Consider the following 20,503-nt stretch of genomic DNA (forward strand, 5'->3'; position numbering starts at 1 on the left):
TTTCCAAGGGTTGTTTTAACTCGAAGTCTTTGAATTTAAGTGAATAACGCGTTCACCAATGATGAACCATAAAAGCGGCCCGCCTTTAGGCGTGAAACCACCTGCCCGCCTAGTCGCCCAGCTTGATTGCGGGAAGGCTCCATTTGTAGCGGATCGCACAGCCCCGCAAGGAGAATGCGAGCACGGCCGAAACCAGCGTGACAAGGCTCGTATTGAAGCCCAGCGCTGTCCCTGAGACATACCCGGCCGCTCCTGCCAGTGCAGCCAGCGCGTAGATATCCGCTCTCAAAACCAGCGGGACATCGTTTACGATAACGTCCCTCAGCAGACCGCCGAACGCCGCGCTCATCGTCCCCGTCAGAAGGGCGATCGTCCAATGTGCCCCTGCGGCGAGGCCGGCTTGAGCACCAAGCACACTGAATACGGAAAGGCCGATAGCATCGGCCCAGACCAAAGCCGCCCGCCGCGAAGCGATTGCCTGCGCGCCCGGGGAGGTGAAATAGCCGGCCAGTGCGCCGGCGACGGCTACGAACAGGTAGCGCGGCTCGGCCACCCAGTAGACCGGGAGTTCACCCAGCAGGATGTCACGCAGCGTGCCGCCCCCCATGCCCGTTACCGCCCCGATAATCGCCGCGCCAAAAGGATCAAGCGCCTTCCGGGCTGCAAGCATGCCGCCGGAATAGGCGAAAAAGCCGATGCCGGCATAGTCGAGCCACAGGAAAAGCGTTTCCACGCTCACTGACCCGGCCCCTTCGCGTCTGCAAGCTCACGGCGCGCGATCTCGAAAGCGATCAAATCGGCCATGTCGCGTGCGCGCCACGCCGCGACCATCAGATAACCCGACAACATCAGCCAGACCCCGAAAGTCGTGATCACGCCTTCGATCTCGCTGAATCCGAAACGCTCCCAGATACCAGGCTGCAATTCGTTCAGCCCGACAAGAATACCGACCGGCAATGTCACAAGAATGAGGGCGGTTACGCGAAAAATCCGATCGACCCGGAGCGCGTTGAGCTCGGCATAAGTCTTGAGGAAGCCGAGCTGCGCATCCGATAGCCCTCCAAGAAGACCGAGACCGAGCTTCCAGTGAGATGCCCGCGTGAGCGGTGTGAGCTGATCATTGGAAAACTGGTAGAGCGCACGACGGGAAAACCCGGCGAACAGAATGGCGCGCCAGGCTGCGAAAAGATTTCGAAGCCGCAGCCATACGCCCATGGCCACCGGATCGGTCTTTATAAGTTCGACCGGCCCCGTCATGAGTCGCGCTCGAGTCGCGCGATCAGGCTGGACGTATCCCAGCGATTCCCGCCCATCTCTTGCACATCGGCATAGAACTGGTCGACGAGCGCTGCGACCGGAAGACGGGCGCCATTGCGGCGAGCCTCTTCAAGTGTGATGCGAAGATCTTTCCGCATCCAGTCGATCGCAAAGCCGAAATCGAACTCGTTCTCGACCATGGTCTGCCAACGATTTTCCATTTGCCATGACTGCGCCGCCCCTTTCGAGATCGCCCCGATCATAAGCTCCGGGTCGAGCCCGGCCCGTTTCGCGAAATGTAGGCCCTCGGATAGGCCCTGGACGATGCCGGCTATACAGATCTGGTTGACCATCTTGGCGAGCTGTCCGGCTCCGGCCGGCCCTATCAGCGATGCGGCCTTGGCATAGGCGTCCATGACCGGCTCGGCGCGCGAAAACGTGTCCGGCTCACCGCCGCACATAATCGTGAGCGCGCCGTTCTCGGCGCCGGCCTGACCGCCCGACACCGGCGCGTCGAGAAAGCCGATACCGCCGTCGCGCGCATCCTGGTCGAGTTCGCGCGCCAGCTCTGCCGAGGCTGTCGTATGGTCCACGAAAATGGCACCGGGTTTCATCGCCGGAAGTGCTTTTTCCGCGACCGCCCGGACATCCGGATCATCGCCCAGACAGGCGAAGACGAAATCGGCGTCGGCGACCGCCGTTTCCACGCTGTCCGCGGCCTCTCCGTCATGAGACCGCGCCCAGTCCGTGGCCTTGCTCGCCGTACGGTTCCAGACCGTCACAGCATGCCCCTTGGCCGCCAGATGACCGGCCATCGGAAAACCCATGACGCCGAGCCCAAGGAACGCACACCGTGACATTGCCATCTCCCATTACGATTTTCACCTTGCTAGTCTTCCCGCGAATGGGGAGCAAGTCATCATGATCAGAACAGTCCTTCGTACGACGGGCTATGCCGTCGTCGGTCTCGTTATTCTGGGCGTCATCGCGGCACTCATCCTGACAAACCGGCTTTATGCCTCGCTCCCGCAGACGCATGGCGAAATGACCGTTGCCAATCTGTCGGCGCCGGTTCGGATCGTTCGCGATTCTTACGGCGTGCCCCACATTTTCGCCGATGCCGATGCCGACGCCTTCCGCGCGCTGGGTGTCGCCCATGCGCAGGACCGCCTCTGGCAGATGGAAATCACCCGGCGCGCTTTGCGGGGCCGTCTTGCCGAAATCCTGGGCGAGCCCGGCCTGGAAACCGACATTTTCTTCCGCACCATGGGGCTTGGTCCGGCTTCGGATGAAGCGGTGTCGAACCTGCCGGCGGATGTTCTCGACGCGCTCGACGCCTATGCCGAGGGCGTGAACAGCGTTATCGAGGCGCCTGGCTTCGTCGCGCCGCCGGAATTCCAGATTCTCATGACAGCCCCGGAGCCGTGGACCCCGGCAGACACCGTCGTGGTCTACAAGGCCATCGCCCTCGACCTTTTCGGCAATGCCTTCAGCGAACCGGCGAGGAATGCGCTCGTCGAGGCGCTGGGGGAAAGCAGGGCGCGCGAATTCATCGGCCGCTATCCCGACAATGCGCCGCGCTCGCTGACCATGGCGGATATCGGCCTAGAAGCGCCCGCTACTCCATCAACTGGCGAAGACCCTGCGCCCGTTACCGGACCGGACGATACCGGCCGCGACGGATCGAACAACTGGGTGCTCTCGGGGAGCCGTACGGTCTCGGGTCAACCCATACTCGCCAATGATCCCCATCTCGGCCTGAGAGCACCGGCCATCTGGTATCTCGCCCGGCTGACCACGCCGACCGGGTCGGTCGTGGGCGCCACCCTGCCGGGCACGCCATTTGTCACCCTTGGACGCAATGACGATATCGCCTGGGGCTTCACCAATACCGGACCGGATGTCGGCGATCTTCATGCCGTCACTCAGAACGACGTGTCCGGCAGCCGCGAGGAAATCATCCGCGTGCGCTTTGGCGAGGACGTCACCATTACCCGTCGGGAGACGGCGACCGGCCCCGTGCTCGATCCGGCACATTTCGACTATCCGGTTCCCGAAGGCGCGGATTTCTTCGCTCTGCAATGGATGCTCGACGAACCTGACGACGCCACGACCGGGGTCGGCCTGCACATTCTGCGCGGCGATGACTGGGACGATTTCGTCAATGCGATCCGAGACTTCGTCGCGCCCCAGCAGAACATGGTCTTCGCGGCACGCGACGGCGATATCGGCTTTTATGCCCCCGCCCGCATCCCCGTCCGGGACGAGGCCGGGAATTGGGTATCCACCCTTCCCTTCGACATTCTCCCGCACACGCGCAATCCCGACCGCGGCTTTATCGCCACCGCAAACAACAAGATCGTGCCGGACGCTTACCCCTACTACCTGACCAGCGACTGGTATGGCGCCAGTCGAATCCGGCGCATCTATGCAGGTATAGAAGCGCGCGAGCGCCACGACCTCGATTCCATGGCCGATCTCCAGATCGATACGGTCTCCGACATGGCCCAGCAGATCCTGCCGGTCCTGCTCGAGGCCGAACCTGACAGCCAGGCTGGACAGTCCGCGCTTGCACTGCTGGCCGACTGGAATGCCGACATGGCCGTCGACCGTCCCGAACCCCTGATCTACTCGGCCTGGATGCGCGAGCTGTCGCGACGTGTCTATGCCGATGACCTGGGTGAACTCTTCGATGCCTGGTACGGCGACCGGCGTCTCTTCATGACCGACGTGCTGGCCGGCGATCTCGGCTATTGGTGTGACGACGTTACGACGGACGAGACGGAAGACTGCCAGACGCTCGCGGGCGAAAGCCTGGACGACGCCGTGCTCCGCCTCGTCGAAACGCGAGGCGATGACATCGCGTCATGGCAGTGGGGCGATGTCCATTATGCGCGCCATGCGCACGCGCCCTTCTCGGACATGCCGGTTCTGTCGGAGCTCTTCACGATCGAGACTCCGATCCCCGGAGACGGGTCGACGGTCAATGTAGCGCACTCGCGCTGGGGCGATCCGGACGATTATTCCGTCTTCCATGGCGCATCCTATCGCGCGCTCTACGACATGGCCGATCCCGACGCCTCGCGCTTCATGATCACGACCGGACAATCGGGCAATGTCATGTCCCGTCACTATGACGATCTGGCGCCGCTCTGGGGGCGTGGCGACTATATCGAGATCCGCACCGACTGGACGCCGGAGACCGCCCCGGCGGACGCGGACATGCTGACGCTTCAGCCGGACTCGCTATAGGTGGAGCGATAAAAGACGAGTGCCCGCGCGTCGCGAGGCTCATCGAGGTCCGTGACCTCGCCGACTATGATGTCGTGGTCGCCTCCGGGATGAACGGCCCGCTGACGGCAGGTCAGGCGCGCTACGGTATCCGGCAGGAGCGGCGCTTTGGTGCCTTCCCAGGCGATCCGGTTGGCGAGCAGGTCCGCATCCAGCGCGCAGGCATGCGCCAGCCCCGCCTGGTCGGCCGCGAGGACGTTGATCGCGTAATCCTCCGCATCGCGGAAAATCGCATAGCGGTCTGACTCGCATTCGATCGACCAGAGCACGAGCGGCGGATCGAGCGAAACGGACGCGAAGGAATTCACCGTCATGCCCTTGGCCACACCGTCGTGAAAGGCGGTTACGACGGCTACGCCGGTCGGATAGCGACCGAGAGCGTCACGGAATTTGCGGGTGTCGATCAAGGCAATCCTCGCAAGCGCATTTCGAAACCGGACTTTAACGCTAACGATCTATAGGTGGATGCAACCAAGAAACAAGGTGGGTGGACATGGCTGCTTCGGATCGGCCGATCGTCATCAAGAAAGTCATAAAGCGAAGCGGTGGCGGGCACCATGGCGGTGCCTGGAAGGTCGCCTACGCCGATTTCGTGACCGCCATGATGGCCTTCTTTCTCCTGATGTGGCTCATCAACACCACCACGCCGGAACAGAAGCGCGGTATCGCCGACTATTTCGCCCCGGCCAGCGTTTCCCCCGCGCCGTCCGGCTCCGGTGCACCACTCGCCGGCACATCGCCTGGCGATGACGGCGTGCAGGGCTCCGGCGACAGTTCCATGCGCCAGCGTCTCGCCCCGACAGCGCCGCAGATGAATGATCGCGACCGCCAGCAGGCACCGGAAGGCTCTCCCGTGGCTGTCGAGGAACAACCCAATGTGACCTCTTCCGCGATGGCGGAAGCACAGCAACGCCGCGAGGCCGCGGAGCTGCACAGTGCCGCCATGTCGCTGCGTCAGGCGATGCAGGAGATGCCCGAACTTGCCGAGCTGTCCAATCACGTCATTGTCGATGAAACGCCGGAAGGACTGCGCATCCAGCTGATCGACCAGGAAGGCCGGCCGATGTTCAATCCGGGTGCCATCGAGCCCAATGACCGCGCTGTGACCCTGCTGCGCGCCGTGGCGCGCATCGCCGAACGCCTGCCGAACAGGCTCTCTATCGCCGGCCATACCGACAGTGCCCCCTCTGCCGGTGGGGACTATACCAATTGGGAATTGTCTGCAGACCGGGCGAATGCATCGCGCGCAGTGCTCCAGGATGCCGGAATCACCGACGACCGCATCTATGAAGTACGCGGCAAGGCCGGCTCCGAACCGCTTTATCCGGACGATCCCTACATGCCGGGCAATCGCCGCATCTCGATCATCCTGCTGCGCGAAGCGCCTGTCATTCCGACCGGTCACGAGCTCTAGCGCGTCGCTTCGACATCATTAGATCACGGGAGGACTTCGCAAGCAGGCCTGCGCCATGCTAGCGTCCGGGTGCGGACTAATCACACCCATAGCTTCCTGAAATCATTATGATTGAATCGGCGTCAATCGACGTGTGGCAAATGTGGGCGATCCTGGCGGGCCTCACCGTCGCGATCGTGTTCTACGCCTGGGACAAATTCCCGCTCGAGATCGTTTCGGCCTCCATCGTCGCGATCCTGATGCTCTTCTTCGAGTTTTTCCCGCTCGCGGACGGCAATCCCGGCGTGGCCGAACTCCTGGCGGGATTCGCGAATCCCGCCCTCTTCACCATTCTGTGCCTGCTTATCGTCGGTCAGGGAATTTTCCAGACCGGTGCGATGGAGGGGCCGACCCAGTGGCTGCTGTCCTCCTACGATCAGCGCCCTCGCGGGACCATGATCGCGATATTCGCCTTCGTCTTCGTGATCAGCGCCTTCATCAACAATACGCCCGTGGTGGTGATGTTCGTGCCGATTCTGGCCGCGATCGCGAAACGGATGGAGACCAGCCCATCCAAGCTTATGATTCCGCTAAGCTATATCTGCATTCTCGCCGGCATGACGACGCTGATCGGCTCTTCGACCAACCTTCTGGTCGCAGATTCGCTCCGCAGCCTGCTGGCCGCCAATCCGGAACATGCGGGCCGTGGGCTCGAACTGGGCTTCTTCTCCCCCACGGGCATCGGGCTTTACATGGCGGCTGTGGGCATCATCTACATCGTCTTCATCCTGCCCCGTTTCCTGCCGGAACGCGCCTCCATGGAGAGCGAGATCGCCGGCGGCAAGGGCAAGCAGTACATCGCCCAGCTCGAAGTGACCCAGGACCATCCGCTGGCCGGCAAAAAGCCGGTCGCGGGCATGTTCGCGGACCTGCCGGACATGACGGTCCGGATGATCCAGCGCGGCGAGCATGCCCTCCTCCCGCCTTTCGACCAGATCGAGCTGCGGCCCGGCGATCTCGTCATCGTCGCGGCGACCCGCCAGACCCTGACCAATCTCCTGTCCAAGCGCGCCGACTTCATGCGCGGCATGCTGGAAGCGTCCGGTCCGGGCGAAGATCCGACACCCGGCGAGACGCTGATCATGACCGAGGCCGTGGTTGCACCGGGCTCGCGTCTGATCGGCCGGACCATCCAGCAGATCGGCTTCCGGCATGCGACCGGAACGATCGTTCTCGGCATCCAGCGCCGAAGCCGCATGATCCGCTCCCGCATGGGAGAAATCCGGCTCGAGGCCGGCGATACGCTGCTGCTGTTCGGATCATCGACGGCCATGCGTCATCTGCGGGCCGACCGCGACCTGCTTCTCATGGAATGGGCCACGACCTCGATCGCGGATCCGCGCCGTTCGACGGTTGCGCGCATCATCTTTGCCGGCGTTGTGCTTTCGGCGGCGACCGGTTTCCTTCCGATCGCGCTCGCATCCTTCCTCGGCGCCGTAGGCATGATCGCCGGCGGCTGCCTCAATACGCGCCAGGCCGCGCGGGCAATCGACATGCGAGTCTATCTGCTGATCGGCTCGGCCATCGCCCTGGGGACGGCCCTTCAGGTCACAGGTGCCGCCAATTTCATAGCGGGAGGTGTCGTCAACATCTTCGCGCCCTACGGACCGGTCGCGCTCATGTCGGCGCTCTTCATCGTGGTGGCCGTGCTCACCAATGTCCTATCCAACAGCGCCACCGCCATTCTGTTCACGCCGATCGCCGTCGCCGCCGCCAATCTGACCGGCGGCGACCCGGCCATGTTCGCACTGACAGTGCTTTTCGCTGCCAATACCTGCTTTGCCACCCCGATCGGATACCAGACCAATCTGCTGGTCATGGGCCCGGGCCATTACCGCTTCCGCGACTACTTGCGGGCGGGCGCCCCCATGGTCATCCTGTTCTGGATCGCATTTACGGCCTATATTGCCATGCGTTACGCCCTGGGCTGGAGCTGAGTTAGAATGACCGCCCAAGGCGCTGAGTCGAAGGTCGAGCAGTGACACACCCGTTTGCGACACGGCAGATACCCTTTTTCCTGACGGCAGCCGCGCCCTGCCCCTATCTGCCTGACCGCTGGGAGCGGAAAGTCTTCACCCGTATCGAGATCGGCGAAGGACCGGCGCTGAACGACGCGCTGACCCATGCCGGTTTCCGCCGCAGTCAGGGCGTGCTCTATCGCCCGGCCTGCGAAGCCTGCGACGCCTGCAAATCGGTTCGTGTCGATGCGCATCATTTCGACTGGAAACGCCGCTGGCGGAAAATCGCCAAACGGAATGCCGACCTGCGAGTCTCGACCGACGCGATCACCGCGACGATGGAGCAGTACGAGCTGCTCACCCGTTATCTGGAGAGCCGTCACGGCGACGGAGACATGGCGGGCATGTCTTTCGGCGAATATGTGATGATGGTCGAGGAAGGTGCCCAACGCACCCATGTTACGGAATATCGCGATGCCGACGGCAATCTCCGTGCCGCAGCGCTGACCGACGTTCTCAAGGACGGCCTGTCCCTGATCTACAGCTATTTCGACCCGGATCAGGATCGCCGCAGTCTCGGCGCCTACATGATCCTCGACGCGGTCCGTCAGGCCGAGGCCGCGGGCCTGCCCTTCGTCTATCTCGGCTATTGGGTCGAAGGCAGCCGGAAAATGACCTACAAGTCGTCCTACCAGCCGCTGCAAGTTCTCACACCGTCGGGCTGGCAGGCCTTCGACGAACTCGCTAACCATGAGCGCGAGGACGAGACGCACGAGCCGGACTGACCGGCCTACAGGATCCCGGGGGAGTTCAAGATGGATCGACGCACATTTCTGAGCGGCGCGACGGTCGCTGCCGCAACCGTTGCCACGGCTTGCGGGGAGACCGGCCAGGACAGCCGCTCGAGCGGATCGCCTTCGGCACCGGCGGTCAATCGCGGCGTGACCCGCCTGCGCATGGTCACGACCTGGCCCGCCAATTTCCCCGGTCTCGGCACCGCCGCGAACAATGTCGCCGATCTGGTCAACCGCATGTCGAACGGCACGCTGGACGTCCGCGTCTATGCGGCGGGTGAGATCGTCAGCGCGTTCGAGGCCTTCGATGCCGTCTCCGAGGGCACGGCGGACATGTATCACGGCGCCGAATACTACTGGCAGGGCAAGTCGCCGGCCTTCAACTTCTTCACCGCCGTGCCGATGGGCATGACCGCCCAGGAAATCATGGGCTGGGTGGAATATGGCGGCGGCCAGGAACTCTGGGACGAGCTCTCCGGCCAGTTCAACATCAAGCCCTTCCAGGCCGGCAATTCCGGTCACCAGATGGGCGGCTGGTTCAAGCGCGAGCTCAATACGCTGGAGGACTTCCGGGGGCTGCGCATGCGCATACCGGGCCTGGGCGGGAATGTCCTGCGCGAGCTGGGCGGCGCAGCCGTCACCCTCTCCGGCGGCGAAATCTATCCCGCGCTCCAGTCCGGCGCGATCGACGGCACTGAATGGGTCGGGCCCTGGAACGATCTGGCCTTCGGCTTCTATCGCGAGGCACCCTATTATTACGGACCGGGCTTCCACGAGCCGGGCTCCTGCCTCGGGGTCGGTATCAACCGTACCGTCTGGGACGGTCTCGCCGACGACCACAAGGCGATCATCGCCACCGCCTGCCGCACCGCGAACAATCTCTCCCTCGCCGAATTCCAGTACCAGAACGGCCTTGCCCTCAATGTCCTCGTCAATGAGCACGGTGTCGAACTGCGCCAGTTCTCGGACGAGATCTGGACCCGCATCGGCGAGATTTCCGAACAGGTCGTGGCCGATACCGGCAATGCCGATCCGCTCACCCGCCGCGTCTATGAGAGCTATCGCGCCGCACGAGACACGATGAGCCAGTGGGGCCGGATTTCCGAAATGCCCTATATGGTCCAGCGCAATCGCGTCCTCGGAGGCTGATGCCATGCGGCCGGGCGACCGCCTGATCATCATCGCCGTCCTGGCTTCGCTCGGCCTGCTCGCCATCGACATGGCGACGGGCGGCGGCGTCGCGAGCTGGGCGAATGCCAGTCTGCCCGGCCTCGCACAGAGCATTGGTGGCGTACTCGGCATTGCCGGTCTCGCCCTGTCACCGCTCCTGCTTGTGCCTCTGATCACAGCCTTCGCCGGACGCTTTATGCGCCTGCCGCCGATAGTGTGGAGCCTTCACCGCCGTGCCATCGCGTTTCTCGACACGATTGCCCTGACGATCGGCGGCGCAGCGCGCTGGTTCGCCCTCGGCCTCGTCGTCGCGACGGCCATCATCGTCATCCAGCGCTATGTGTTCGGTTATGCCTCGACCAAGCTGGCGGAGAGCGTGATCTACATGCATGCGCTTCTCTTCCTGCTCGCCTCGGCCTCGACCCTGCTCAGCGGCGGTCACGTACGCGTCGACGTTTTCTTTGCCAAGGCGACCGAGCGCGGCAAGGCCTGGACCGATCTCTGGGGCACCTATCTCACCCTCATGCCGATGAGCGCGCTCATTCTCTGGTCCTCGACCGGCTATATGAATTCCACCTGGCGGATCCTGGAAAGCTCCCGCGAGAGCGACGGGCTGGCCTTCGTCTTCCTGCTCAAGACCGCCATTCCCGTCTTTGCCGTGATGATGATCCTGCAAGGCCTCTCCATGGCCGCGCGGGCCGCCATGACGATCGGCGGCGAAGATGCGCCGGCCACGCCGGCCGCGCTCGCGGATGCGGAGATCTGAGATGGACCTCTTCATCTTTCTCCTGCCCTTCCTGATGTTCGTGGCCGCCTTTGCGGCGCTGCTGCGTGGTTATCCGGTTGCCTTCACGCTGGCCGGCGTGGCGCTGGCCTTCGCCCTCATCGGCATGTCGATCGGGATGTTCGACCCGATCCATTTCCGCGCCTTCCCGCAGCGCATCTACGGCAATCTAATGGAGATGGACCGGCAGATCCTCGTCGCGGTGCCGCTCTTCGTCTTCATGGGCGTGATGCTTGAGAAATCGAAGATCGCCGAGGAATTGCTCGAGGCAATGGGCGCGCTCTTCGGCTCGCTGCGCGGCGGTCTCGGTATTTCGGTCGTCGTCGTGGGCGCGCTTCTGGCCGCCTCGACGGGCATTGTCGGTGCTACGGTGGTGACGATGGGGCTGCTTTCCCTGCCGACCATGCTCAAGCGCGGCTATGACCCGGCCCTGGCCGCCGGCTCGATCGCGGCCTCGGGCACGCTGGGGCAGATCATTCCGCCGTCCATCGTACTCGTCCTGCTCGGCGACCAGATCTCGAACGCCTATCAGGAAGCCCAGCGTGCGCAGGGCATTTTCTCGCCGGACATCGTCTCGGTCGGCGACCTTTTCGCCGGAGCCCTGATACCCGGCATGCTCCTCGTCGGTCTCTATATCGCCTACCAGATCGCGATGGCGGTCTTCCGGCCGAACTCGGCACCGGCCGCACCGCGCCCGGAAGGCGGGACGAACTGGGGCGGGGTCATGCATGCGCTGCTGCCGCCGCTGGCGCTGATCGTCGCGGTGCTCGGCTCCATTCTCGCAGGCCTGGCCACGCCGACCGAAGCCGCGGGTGTCGGCGCCGTCGGTGCGACCTTCATCGCCGGTGCTCGCAATGCCGGGCGCGACAGCAATCCGAAAGCCGGCCAGATTCTCTCCTATCTGGGACTGGCCTCGCTGCTGGGCCTTATCGCCCTGATCGTGTTCGCGAATATCGGTGCGGAGCGGCGTCTTTACGTAGCCGATCTCGGCGCGGGCGGTACGCTGCTCGCCGGCGCCATGGTCATCCTGACCATCGCCGGTGCCGGGCTTTCCCTCTTGCGCCTCAAGCGGTCCGGCGTGCTGGACGATGTGATGAGCTCGACCGCGACGATCTCGGCCATGGTTTTCGTGATCCTGATCGGCGCCTCGCTCTTCTCACTGATTTTCCGCGAGCTGGGTGGCGACGAGACCGTGCAGCATGCGCTCGAAGCGGTCCCCGGCGGCATGTTCGGCGCGCTCGCAGTGGTCATGCTGGTCATGTTCCTGCTCGGATTCTTCCTGGACTTCATCGAGATCACCTTCGTCGTGGTCCCGATCGTCGCGCCCATCCTGTTGATGATGGGCGTGGATCCGGTATGGCTCGGCGTGCTGATGGCGATGAACCTGCAGACCAGCTTCCTCACCCCGCCCTTCGGTTTCGCCCTCTTTTATCTGAGAGGCGTCGCGCCGGAGAGCGTGAAGACGACGGACATCTATCGCGGTGCCATCCCCTTCGTGATCATCCAGCTCCTGGCCATTCTGGCCGTGGCCATGATCCCGTGGCTGGCGACCGGACTACCGAACTGGCTCTACGGATAGGACCGAGATGAAACAGGACCGGAAACTCCAGCTTGAACGCCTTTTCATCGCCGTCCTGGCCCTGGTCATCACGGCGGTATTCGGCTGGATGATCCGGGACTATCTCGCCGCGCTTTTCCTGGCCGGCGTGCTGACCATCTTCCTCTCCAAACCGCATACCAAACTGAGCAAGGCGCTCGGCGACCGGCCCGGACTCGCGTCCGGCCTGATCGTGGTGGCCGCGATTCTCGCTTTCGTTATTCCGGCCACGCTTCTGCTCGGCGTCGTGGTGGATCAGGCCATCGAGGTCACGGGTATGGTGACGCCCTGGGTACGCGATCAGGTCGCGAACATCCGGGCGGAGGGTCTGGACGGCCTGCCGGACTGGCTGCCCTTCCGCGAGAGCATCATCCAGTACCAGGCCGAGATCACGGCCCAGCTGGGCAATCTGGCCGGTACTATGGGGCGTCTGCTCGTCTCCAGCCTGCGCGCCGGCACAGGCGGTTTTCTCATCGCCTCGCTGAACGTCTTCATCCTGGTCTACGCCCTCTATTTCTTCCTGCTGACCGGCCGCCAGAGCGCCCGCAAGGCTGTGAGCCTGCTGCCCATGACCGGCGAGCAGCGCGACCTGCTGGCGGAACGGGTGCTCTCCACCATCCGCGCCACGGTGAAGGGCTCTTTCCTGATCGCGCTCGTACAGGGCGGGCTGACCGGTGTCGGTCTCTATTTCGCCGGCGTGCCCGGCGCGATCTTCTGGGCGGCGGTGACCGCCCTCCTTTCCATCATTCCGATGATCGGCCCGCCGCTGGTCTGGGGACCGGCCGCGATCTGGCTGATCGCCTCGGGTCAGTATCTGGAAGGCGGACTGCTGGCGGCCTGGGGCGCACTCGTCGTGTCGACCTCCGACAATCTCCTGCGCCCGCGCCTCGTGGGTCAGGACGCCAAAATGTCCGATCTCATGGTGCTGATCTCGACCCTGGGCGGTCTGACCCTGTTCGGCGCCGTGGGCATCATCATCGGCCCCGTCATCGCCGCCCTCTTTACCTCCATCTGGTTCATCTTCCGCGAGACGTATTCCGGCTTGCTGGAGGAGGAAGACGATGAGGGCGGAGCTAAGGATAGCGAGGCTGGCGAAGACGCCGAAGCCGCGACGGACTAGCCCGAAGTCGGAACGCTTGAGACGGGCTTGCGGCGCTTGCCTCCGGCATATTCGACCAGCATGTCGATGCGCTTCTCGATCGGCGGATGGGTGGCGAAGACGCCGAGAAAGCCCGTCTTCGGGTTTTCGATGAACATTTCGCGGACCTCGTCCGGCGAGTCCTCGATCTCGGCATGGCCGGAAATCTTTTCCAGCGCGGAGATCATGGCGTCCGGATTGCGCGTCAGCTCCACCGCCCCGGCATCGGCCATGTATTCGCGCCGGCGCGAGAGGGTGAAACGGATAACGATGGCCAGAAGATAGGCGATCGCGATGATCGCCACGGCAAGGGCCACGACCAGTGCCCCGCCCCGACCGCCGCGGCGGCCGCCGCCACCGCGCAGGCCCATCCAGAAAATTCGCCGGAAGATGATCTCGGCCACGAAGGAGATGATCCCGACGAAGATCACAGAAATCACCAGAAGGCGCACATCCTTGTGGCGGATATGGGAGAGTTCGTGCGCCAGCACGGCTTCCAGCTCGGCCCGGTCCAGCCGGTCCATCAGGCCGCGCGTGACGGTGACGGTATACTGGCCTTCGCGCAGCCCGGAGGCATAGGCATTGAGCGCGGAGGTCTCGATCACGGCCAGATTCGGCATGGTCAGCCCGCGCGAGATACACAGGTTTTCCAGGAGGTTATAGAGTTCCGGCTCGTCCGTGCGCTCGACCGGCCGGGCCCCGGTCGCCGCATTGATGATGGACTGGTGGAAGAACCAGGCGATCACGAACCAGATGCCTGCGGCGCCGAGCGACCAGAGGCCGATCATCGGCAGACGCGCCAGCTCCGACACGAAGATATTGTCGGGACCGCCGCCTTTGCCCATCCCCGGATCGACCGGCTGGAAGCCGGTCATCATGATGGTCAGGGCATAGCCGACCGCGACCAGCAGGACCGGAAACCCGGCCAGCAGCAGGACGGATTTCAGGTTGTTGTTCCAGATATGGGAGCGAAGCCCGGTCGCGCCCAGAAACATGGCCTAGAACTGCACCTTCGGGGCGGCGCGCTCGGTCTCGGCGACTTCGAAGAAATCGCGCTGTTTGAAGCCGAGCGAATTGGCGATCACGACGGCCGGGAATTGCTCGGTCGCCGTGTTGAACTCGCTCACCGCATTGTTGAAGAAGCGGCGGGCGGCGGCGATCTTGTTCTCCAGATCGGCCAGCTCGGTCTGCAGCGAGAGGAAGTTCTGGTTCGCCTTGAGGTCGGGATAGCTTTCGGACAGGGCGAAGAGCTGGCGCAATGCGCCGGAGAGCATGTTCTCGGCCTGGGCCAGATCCTTCACCGAGGATGCATCGATCGCCGTCTGGCGCGCCTTGATGACGTTTTCGAGCGTTTCCTTCTCGTGCGTGGCATAGCCCTTCACCGTCTCAACCAGGTTCGGCACGAGATCGTGCCGCTGCTTGAGCTGGACGTCGATATCGCCCCAGGCCTGATTGCAGGTCTGCCGCAAAGCGACGAGCCGGTTGTAGATCACCACCAGGAACACACCGAGTGCGATGATCACGAGCAAAAGAATGACGCCGGTATCCATGCCTGTCTCTCCTTGCAGGGCTTCGAACGGGCCTTACTCGCCCGCTATCCTGTCTATTCCGCTTTCGCCTGGGAGGCGAGGAATTCCGAACCTCTGGGTGCAAATCGCAGGCTGCGCGGGAAGCCGCGCGGGGCCATGCGCCCGGCTTGGGCCCGCTTGGCGGTCCAGAGCTGCCAGTCTTCCAGATTGAAGCGCCGGCCGGCCCCGTCGAGCCAGCTCAGCCCCTCTTCCGCATCGAACACGGTCGCATCGGCCAGCTTGGCGCCCTTGCCGCCCAGAAGGCGTACCCCCTTGCCGCGCGACATGAGCGGGATTTCCTCGAGCGGGAAAACGAGCAGCTTCTTGTTCTCTCCGATCAGGGCGCAGCTGTCGCCGATGGCGGGGATGCAGAGCAGCGCCTCGTCGCCCTCGACCAGGTTGAGTATCTGCTTGCCGCCCTTCTTGGACGCAAGGCAGTCCTTCTCCTTCACGCGGAAGCCCGTATTGCCGTTGGCGGCCACGAGGAGCGTGCGTTCCGGATCGTATTTGAACAGGCCGATCGGTGCGGCATCCTCGGGCAGGTCCACATGCAGGCGGACCGGCTCGCCATGGCCGCGACCGCCGGGCAGCTTGGAGGCTTCGAGCGTGTAGAACTTTCCGTCCGTGGCGAACATGAGGAGCTTGTCCGTCGTTTCGCACTTCACGGCGAAGGCAGAGCGGTCGCCCTCCTTGAACTTCAGCTCGGTGACGTCGTTGATATGGCCCTTGAGTGCCCGCACCCAGCCGCGCTCGGAGAGCACGGCCGTGATCGGCTCGCGCACCACGAAGGCCTCGATCGGGGCATCGCCCGCGATCGCCGGCGCCTCGCCGAATTCGGTGCGGCGCGCGCCAAGCGGCGTGTCCAGAGCGTAGAATTCGCCCACCGAGGCGACCTCCTCGCGCACCTTGTCCCATTGCAGGGCGTCGGAGCCGATAAGGTCTTTCAGGCTCTTGCGCTCGGCCCGCAGGGACTTGTCTTCCTTGCGGATTTCCAGCTCTTCCAGCTTGCGCAAGGCACGCAGGCGCATGTTGAGGATGGCTTCGGCCTGACGCTCGGTCAGCTCGAAATGCGCCATCAGCTTCGCCTTCGGCTCGTCCTCGAAGCGGATGATGCGGATCACCTCGTCGAGATCGGCATAGACGATAAGATAGCCGGCGAGCACTTCGAGCCGGTCCTCGACCTTGGCGAGGCGCGTGCGCGCGCGGCGCACGACGACTTCGCGGCGATGGCCGAGCCAGATCGACATCGTCTCTTTCAGACCCATCACGCGCGGCGTGCCGGTCGGATCGAGGACGTTGAGGTTCAGCGAGAGGCGCGTTTCCAGATCGGTCAGCTTGAACAGCGACTCCATGAGCATGTCCGGATCGACCAGCTTGCTCTTCGGCTCGATGACGAGGCGGATGTCTTCGGCACTCTCGTCGAGAATGTCGTCCAGCAGCGGCAGTTTCTTGGCGTCCATGAGCTGGGCGATGCGCTCGACCAGTTTGGACTTCTGCACCAGGTAGGGGATTTCCGTGACCACGATGCGCCACATGCCGCGGCCGATATCTTCCTTCTCCCACTTCGCCCGCACGCGGAAGCCGCCGCGCCCGGTCTCATAGGCCTCGCGCATGCTTTCCGGGCTCTCCACGATCGTGCCGCCGGTCGGCAGGTCGGGGCCCTTGATGTGCTTGAGCAGCGCGTCCGTATCGGCTTCCGGGTTCTCGATCAGCGCCATGGCGGCCTGGCAGATCTCCGCGACATTGTGCGGCGGGATCGAAGTCGCCATGCCCACGGCGATACCGGTCGAGCCGTTGGCCAGCAGGTTCGGAAAAGCGCCCGGCAAGACCAGCGGCTCGCGCTCCGAGCCGTCATAGGTTTCCTCGAAATCGACCGTACCGTGCTCGATATCCTGCAGCAGCAGTTCGGCGGCATGGGTCAGGCGGGCTTCGGTGTAACGCATGGCGGCTGCGCCATCGCCGTCGACATTGCCGAAATTGCCCTGCCCCTCGACCAGCGGATAGCGCGAGGCGAAGTCCTGGGCGAGTCGCACCAGTGCGTCGTAGACGGCCTGGTCGCCATGCGGGTGATACTTGCCGATGACGTCGCCGACGACGCGCGCGGATTTCTTGAACGCCTGGTCAGGGTTCAGCTTCAGCTCGCGCATAGCGTAGAGCAGGCGCCGGTGAACCGGCTTCAGTCCGTCGCGCGCATCCGGCAGAGCCCGCTGGGTGATGGTCGAGAGCGCATAGGCGAGATAGCGCCGCGAGAGCGCCTCGTCGAATTTCTCCTCGACGATATGCCCGCCATCGGGATCGAAATGCTCACCCATCGTCCATGCCTCTTGATTCGTTCCGCATCAGTATAAGCGGGCGAACATGATCACGCAGGGCTGGCACGCAGGATTAACTGTGGGGAATGGGCTCTCAGATCCTTCCCCTTGATGGGGAAGGTGGATCGCCGCAGGGCGGCGAGACGGAAGGGGTGAGACGCCAAGCGTATCTGCGCAAGCCGAGCCATCACCCACTCCATCCCCCCTTCGGCGCGGTCCCTTCGGCGCGTCGAACAGGCCCCCGGACTGTTTTTGAGCTCCTCAGCGCCCGTCAAGGGCGAGCACCTCTTGCAACCGCCCACCCACTCCAATTCCTCGATCGGTGACCGGAACGCTTGACCCGGCGTGCGCAATCAGGTCTTGCAGACCGAATTCCCGCCATCTGCGAGAAGTGCGCTCCCGGTGACGAATTCGGACTGGTCCGAGGCCAGGAAAAGCGCCACGCGTGCGATCTCCTCCGGTTCGGCCATCCGCTTGAGCGCGTGCAGGCCGGCGATAAAGGCCTGCGTCTCCGGATCACCGGGTGCCATGGCCGTCTTCGTCCCGCCGGGTAGCAGCGCGTTGACGCGAATGCGCTCCGCCCCGTGTTCCGACGCAAGCACCTGTGTCAGACCGACCAGCCCGGCCTTGCTTGCCGCATAAGCCCCCATGCCCGGCATACCAATCGTGTGCCCCACGAAACTACCGGTGAAAATGATCGAACCGCCGCCTCTTGCCTTCATGGCGGGCAATTGCGCCTTGGCTGCCAGAAACGCACTGTCCAGATTGGTCTCCATCACCTGCCGCCAGTTCTTCGCGTCCATATCCGCGACAGGAGCCATATCTCCCATCATCCCGGCATTGTTGAACGCGATATCGAGCCCGCCGAATTCACGCTGAGCCGTTCCTACCAGGGTCCCGGCAAACGCCGGAGACGTTATGTCGCCGGGTACGCTGACCGCCTCTCCGCCATGGTTTCGGATCTCCTCGGCGAGCCGGTTCAACCGGTCCTCCCGGCGGGCTGCCAGGACCAGTTTCGCCCCTTCCCGGGCAAAGAGACGGGCGGCCGCCTCGCCTATTCCGCTGCTGGCACCGGTGATGATGGCGATCTTGTTTTCGAGCTGCATCCTGTCCTCCTTGAATACGGGCAACTGCCGGGAGGGAGCCAGCAATCCGTCCCGCCCACGACCCGCTTCTTGCGGTGGACTAGGCTGACTTTCGCGCCGGAGCGATCAGGGTTGAGAGGTAACTGTCCCGCCGCAGCAGAAAATCCCGCAACAGGACTGGATATTCGGACGACACCGCCCGGGCGATGGACGGCCGCACAGCCAGATCACGACGCCAGAAAGTCACTTTTTCCAGGCCCTCCATAATCCCGAAATCGCCTATCTCGTCGAACACGTCGAAATATCGGAAAATCGGTCCATAGACGGCGTCCACCAGCGAAAATTCCTCGCCAGCGAAATACGGTCCGTCGCCCAGGATATTCTCCAGCCGCTGGAAGCCCGATCCGAGCGCATCCGCCTTCGCCTGGAAGCTTGTCACGTCGGCAGCATTGTAGAGACCTGCGATCAGGTTGAGCTGAGACGAGCCGAACTCCATCCAAGCGCGGTGGCGGGCGCGGTCCAGCGGATCGTGCGGGTGCAAACGCGGTGTCAGCGTGTCTTCAAGAAATTCCAGGATGGCCGCCGACTCGAAGATCGGCCGGTCGTCGACGAGGAGCACGGGAACCTTGCCGAGAGGAGAAATCCTCAGGAACCAGTCCGGCTTGTTACCAAGATCGATATCGATCCGTTCGAACGGGACACCTCGTTCGCTGAGCGCGATCGCAGCGCGCTGAACATAGGGGCAGAGGGTGTGGCTGATCAGGGTCAGCTTGGGTTGCAAATTCGACATGAGGCTTTCCTTTTCATGCAGGTGCATGGAAAATGGGCACGACGAGAACTAGATGCAAGTGCATGGAAAAGAGAAAATCGACATTGACGAAAAAATCATCGGCCCGTTCGCTTGCCTGGATCGCGCTCAATCGCGCATGGACACGCGTCTCGGACCGCATCGAATCCGCGCTGAAGCAGGCCGGCCACCCCTCGCTCGCCTGGTATGATGTGCTGTGGGAGCTGGAAAAGGTCGACGATGCCGGCCTGCGTCCGGTCGAGCTGGAGGCGCGTCTCCTGATTCAGCAGCACAATCTCTCCCGCCTGCTAGCCCGTATGGAAAAGGCCGGGATGGTCACAAAGCTTCGTTGCCCGGAAGATGGCCGCGGCCTACGCGTCAGGTTGACGGAAAAGGGACGCCGGACCCGCGACAGGATGTGGGATATCTACAGGCCAGCGCTCGATGACGCGCTGCGTGGATTATCGGATGAAGAGGCGAAGACTCTGGCGGACCGGCTCGACGGGCTCGGGGTATAGGCCAGCGATTCAGCAAGTCCCCCTCCTAGAGGCGCCCTACCCGCTCCAGCTCCGCGATCAGGCGCATACGCGCCTCCGGCAATTGCTTGTCGACCGGCCAGAGGACGCGGCGTTCCAGGAAATGGGCGGTAAGGTCGAGGCCTCGGGCGATGTCGCCCTCCCCGATCGTGCCGGATCCGCTCATGAAGGGCGGGAGTTCGAGGAGTTTTGGGGCGTAGGGCTCGGCCTCTTCGCGGCAGACGGCGCGGCCCGTGCGCGGACTGACATGGGAGAGGTCTTCGGTCTGGCCGGTGACAGCGCAATGCTTGAGGTCGAGCCCATAGCCGAGATCCGACAACAGGCCCGCCTCCCAGCGCACATAGAGGGCCGGCCAGATATCGATATCCTCGAAAGCGCCCAGCAGTACCTGGAAACCCTGATGAACGCGCGGATGCGATTCGCGTTCCGGCAGCGCCATGATGGAGAGCGCGCAAGCCGCATTCAGTCCCGCAAGCGCCGTGCGGTCTTCCATGACGGCACCGGCGGAAAGATCGTCCGGTTCGATCTGGAACATGCCGAGATGCTCGGACAGCCGGGCCCGCCAGCTCACGCCGATCTGGTTGCCGGGCTGCAGGATCGGCCGCATGGCACGCGAACGCGCACCGCGTACGAGGCCGGCATGACGTCCCTGCTCCCGGGTCAGCACTTCCACGATGGCACTCGTCTCCCCGTGCGGGCGCACGGAGAGGACGATGCCGTTGTCGGACCATTCCATGGGAATGCTTATGCCTGAGTCTCGGGCCGCAAACACG

The 20,503-nt window shown here is 63.6% G+C and carries 19 protein-coding genes; 9 read left to right on the forward strand and 10 right to left on the reverse strand.

Annotation, left to right across the window (positions count from 1 at the left end):
* Positions 1 to 109 precede the first annotated feature (109 nt).
* The 3 genes from AC13HB_RS06210 to AC13HB_RS06220 are packed head-to-tail and all read right to left on the reverse strand — an operon-like array spanning position 110 to position 2,117.
* Positions 110 to 739: a trimeric intracellular cation channel family protein gene (locus AC13HB_RS06210; RefSeq protein WP_482948867.1), complete on the reverse strand. Its 630-nt coding sequence runs from the start codon at positions 737 to 739 to the stop codon at positions 110 to 112.
* Positions 736 to 1,257: a hypothetical protein gene (locus AC13HB_RS06215; RefSeq protein WP_482948868.1), complete on the reverse strand. Its 522-nt coding sequence runs from the start codon at positions 1,255 to 1,257 to the stop codon at positions 736 to 738. The genes AC13HB_RS06210 and AC13HB_RS06215 overlap by 4 nt, the downstream gene beginning before the upstream one ends.
* A complete protein-coding gene (locus AC13HB_RS06220; protein ID WP_482948869.1) occupies positions 1,254 to 2,117 on the reverse strand; it encodes an NAD(P)-dependent oxidoreductase in 864 nt (287 codons plus the stop codon). Before AC13HB_RS06220 ends, AC13HB_RS06215 begins: the two co-directional genes overlap by 4 nt.
* Before the next feature lie 61 nt (positions 2,118 to 2,178).
* On the opposite strand from AC13HB_RS06220, the gene AC13HB_RS06225 reads away from it, so the two are divergent.
* Positions 2,179 to 4,509 (forward strand): penicillin acylase family protein, encoded by a 2,331-nt coding sequence (locus AC13HB_RS06225; protein ID WP_482948870.1) that lies wholly within the window; start codon positions 2,179 to 2,181, stop codon positions 4,507 to 4,509.
* Here the strand turns inward: AC13HB_RS06225 and AC13HB_RS06230 are convergent.
* Complete coding sequence (locus tag AC13HB_RS06230) at positions 4,491 to 4,955, reverse strand: flavin reductase family protein (RefSeq protein WP_482948871.1); 465 nt, start codon at positions 4,953 to 4,955, stop codon at positions 4,491 to 4,493. The genes AC13HB_RS06225 and AC13HB_RS06230 overlap by 19 nt on opposite strands.
* 86 nt (positions 4,956 to 5,041) lie before the next feature.
* On the opposite strand from AC13HB_RS06230, the gene AC13HB_RS06235 reads away from it, so the two are divergent.
* The 7 genes from AC13HB_RS06235 to AC13HB_RS06265 all read left to right on the forward strand — a co-directional run bounded on the left by AC13HB_RS06235 (position 5,042) and on the right by AC13HB_RS06265 (position 13,424).
* Positions 5,042 to 5,962, forward strand: coding sequence for a flagellar motor protein MotB (locus tag AC13HB_RS06235; protein WP_482948872.1), 921 nt, complete (start codon positions 5,042 to 5,044; stop codon positions 5,960 to 5,962).
* A 107-nt stretch (positions 5,963 to 6,069) separates the two neighbouring features.
* Positions 6,070 to 7,938 carry an SLC13 family permease gene (locus AC13HB_RS06240; RefSeq protein ID WP_482948873.1) on the forward strand — a complete coding sequence of 623 codons (1,869 nt, stop codon included), beginning with the start codon at positions 6,070 to 6,072 and terminating at the stop codon, positions 7,936 to 7,938.
* 41 nt (positions 7,939 to 7,979) lie between these two features.
* Positions 7,980 to 8,744, forward strand: a complete 765-nt coding sequence (locus tag AC13HB_RS06245) for an arginyltransferase (RefSeq protein ID WP_482948874.1) — start codon at positions 7,980 to 7,982, stop codon at positions 8,742 to 8,744.
* Positions 8,745 to 8,774: 30 nt separating this feature from the next.
* Positions 8,775 to 9,902, forward strand: coding sequence for a TRAP transporter substrate-binding protein (locus AC13HB_RS06250; RefSeq protein ID WP_482948875.1), 1,128 nt, complete (start codon positions 8,775 to 8,777; stop codon positions 9,900 to 9,902).
* Positions 9,903 to 9,906: 4 nt separating this feature from the next.
* A complete protein-coding gene (locus AC13HB_RS06255) occupies positions 9,907 to 10,689 on the forward strand; it encodes a TRAP transporter small permease subunit (RefSeq protein ID WP_482948876.1) in 783 nt (260 codons plus the stop codon).
* Position 10,690: 1 nt separating this feature from the next.
* Positions 10,691 to 12,286, forward strand: a complete 1,596-nt coding sequence (locus AC13HB_RS06260; protein ID WP_482948877.1) for a TRAP transporter large permease — start codon at positions 10,691 to 10,693, stop codon at positions 12,284 to 12,286.
* Positions 12,287 to 12,293: 7 nt separating this feature from the next.
* Positions 12,294 to 13,424, forward strand: a complete 1,131-nt coding sequence (locus AC13HB_RS06265) for an AI-2E family transporter (protein ID WP_482948878.1) — start codon at positions 12,294 to 12,296, stop codon at positions 13,422 to 13,424.
* Here AC13HB_RS06265 and AC13HB_RS06270 read toward each other — a convergent pair.
* The 5 genes from AC13HB_RS06270 to AC13HB_RS06290 all read right to left on the reverse strand — a co-directional run bounded on the left by AC13HB_RS06270 (position 13,421) and on the right by AC13HB_RS06290 (position 19,224).
* A complete protein-coding gene (locus AC13HB_RS06270) occupies positions 13,421 to 14,437 on the reverse strand; it encodes a M48 family metallopeptidase (protein WP_482948879.1) in 1,017 nt (338 codons plus the stop codon). The genes AC13HB_RS06265 and AC13HB_RS06270 overlap by 4 nt on opposite strands.
* A 3-nt stretch (positions 14,438 to 14,440) precedes the next feature.
* On the reverse strand, positions 14,441 to 14,992 hold the full coding sequence (locus AC13HB_RS06275; protein WP_482948880.1) for a LemA family protein: 552 nt from the start codon (positions 14,990 to 14,992) through the stop codon (positions 14,441 to 14,443).
* Between the two features lie 53 nt (positions 14,993 to 15,045).
* Entirely contained in the window at positions 15,046 to 17,322 is a 2,277-nt protein-coding gene (gene parC, locus AC13HB_RS06280) for a DNA topoisomerase IV subunit A (protein ID WP_482948881.1), read from the reverse strand.
* 353 nt (positions 17,323 to 17,675) lie between these two features.
* The gene (locus tag AC13HB_RS06285; RefSeq protein WP_482948882.1) at positions 17,676 to 18,428 is read right to left on the reverse strand and encodes an SDR family oxidoreductase; all 753 of its coding nucleotides are present in this window, start codon (positions 18,426 to 18,428) and stop codon (positions 17,676 to 17,678) included.
* 79 nt (positions 18,429 to 18,507) lie between these two features.
* On the reverse strand, positions 18,508 to 19,224 hold the full coding sequence (locus AC13HB_RS06290; protein WP_482948883.1) for a glutathione S-transferase family protein: 717 nt from the start codon (positions 19,222 to 19,224) through the stop codon (positions 18,508 to 18,510).
* Positions 19,225 to 19,280: 56 nt separating this feature from the next.
* Between AC13HB_RS06290 and AC13HB_RS06295 the strand changes: the two genes are divergently transcribed.
* Complete coding sequence (locus AC13HB_RS06295; protein WP_482948884.1) at positions 19,281 to 19,712, forward strand: MarR family winged helix-turn-helix transcriptional regulator; 432 nt, start codon at positions 19,281 to 19,283, stop codon at positions 19,710 to 19,712.
* Positions 19,713 to 19,737: 25 nt separating this feature from the next.
* On the opposite strand, the gene recO is transcribed toward AC13HB_RS06295, so the two are convergent.
* Positions 19,738 to 20,466 carry a DNA repair protein RecO gene (recO, locus tag AC13HB_RS06300; RefSeq protein WP_482948885.1) on the reverse strand — a complete coding sequence of 243 codons (729 nt, stop codon included), beginning with the start codon at positions 20,464 to 20,466 and terminating at the stop codon, positions 19,738 to 19,740.
* Positions 20,467 to 20,503 lie beyond the last annotated feature (37 nt).

Source organism: Maricaulis sp. B-26 (genome assembly GCF_056857855.1).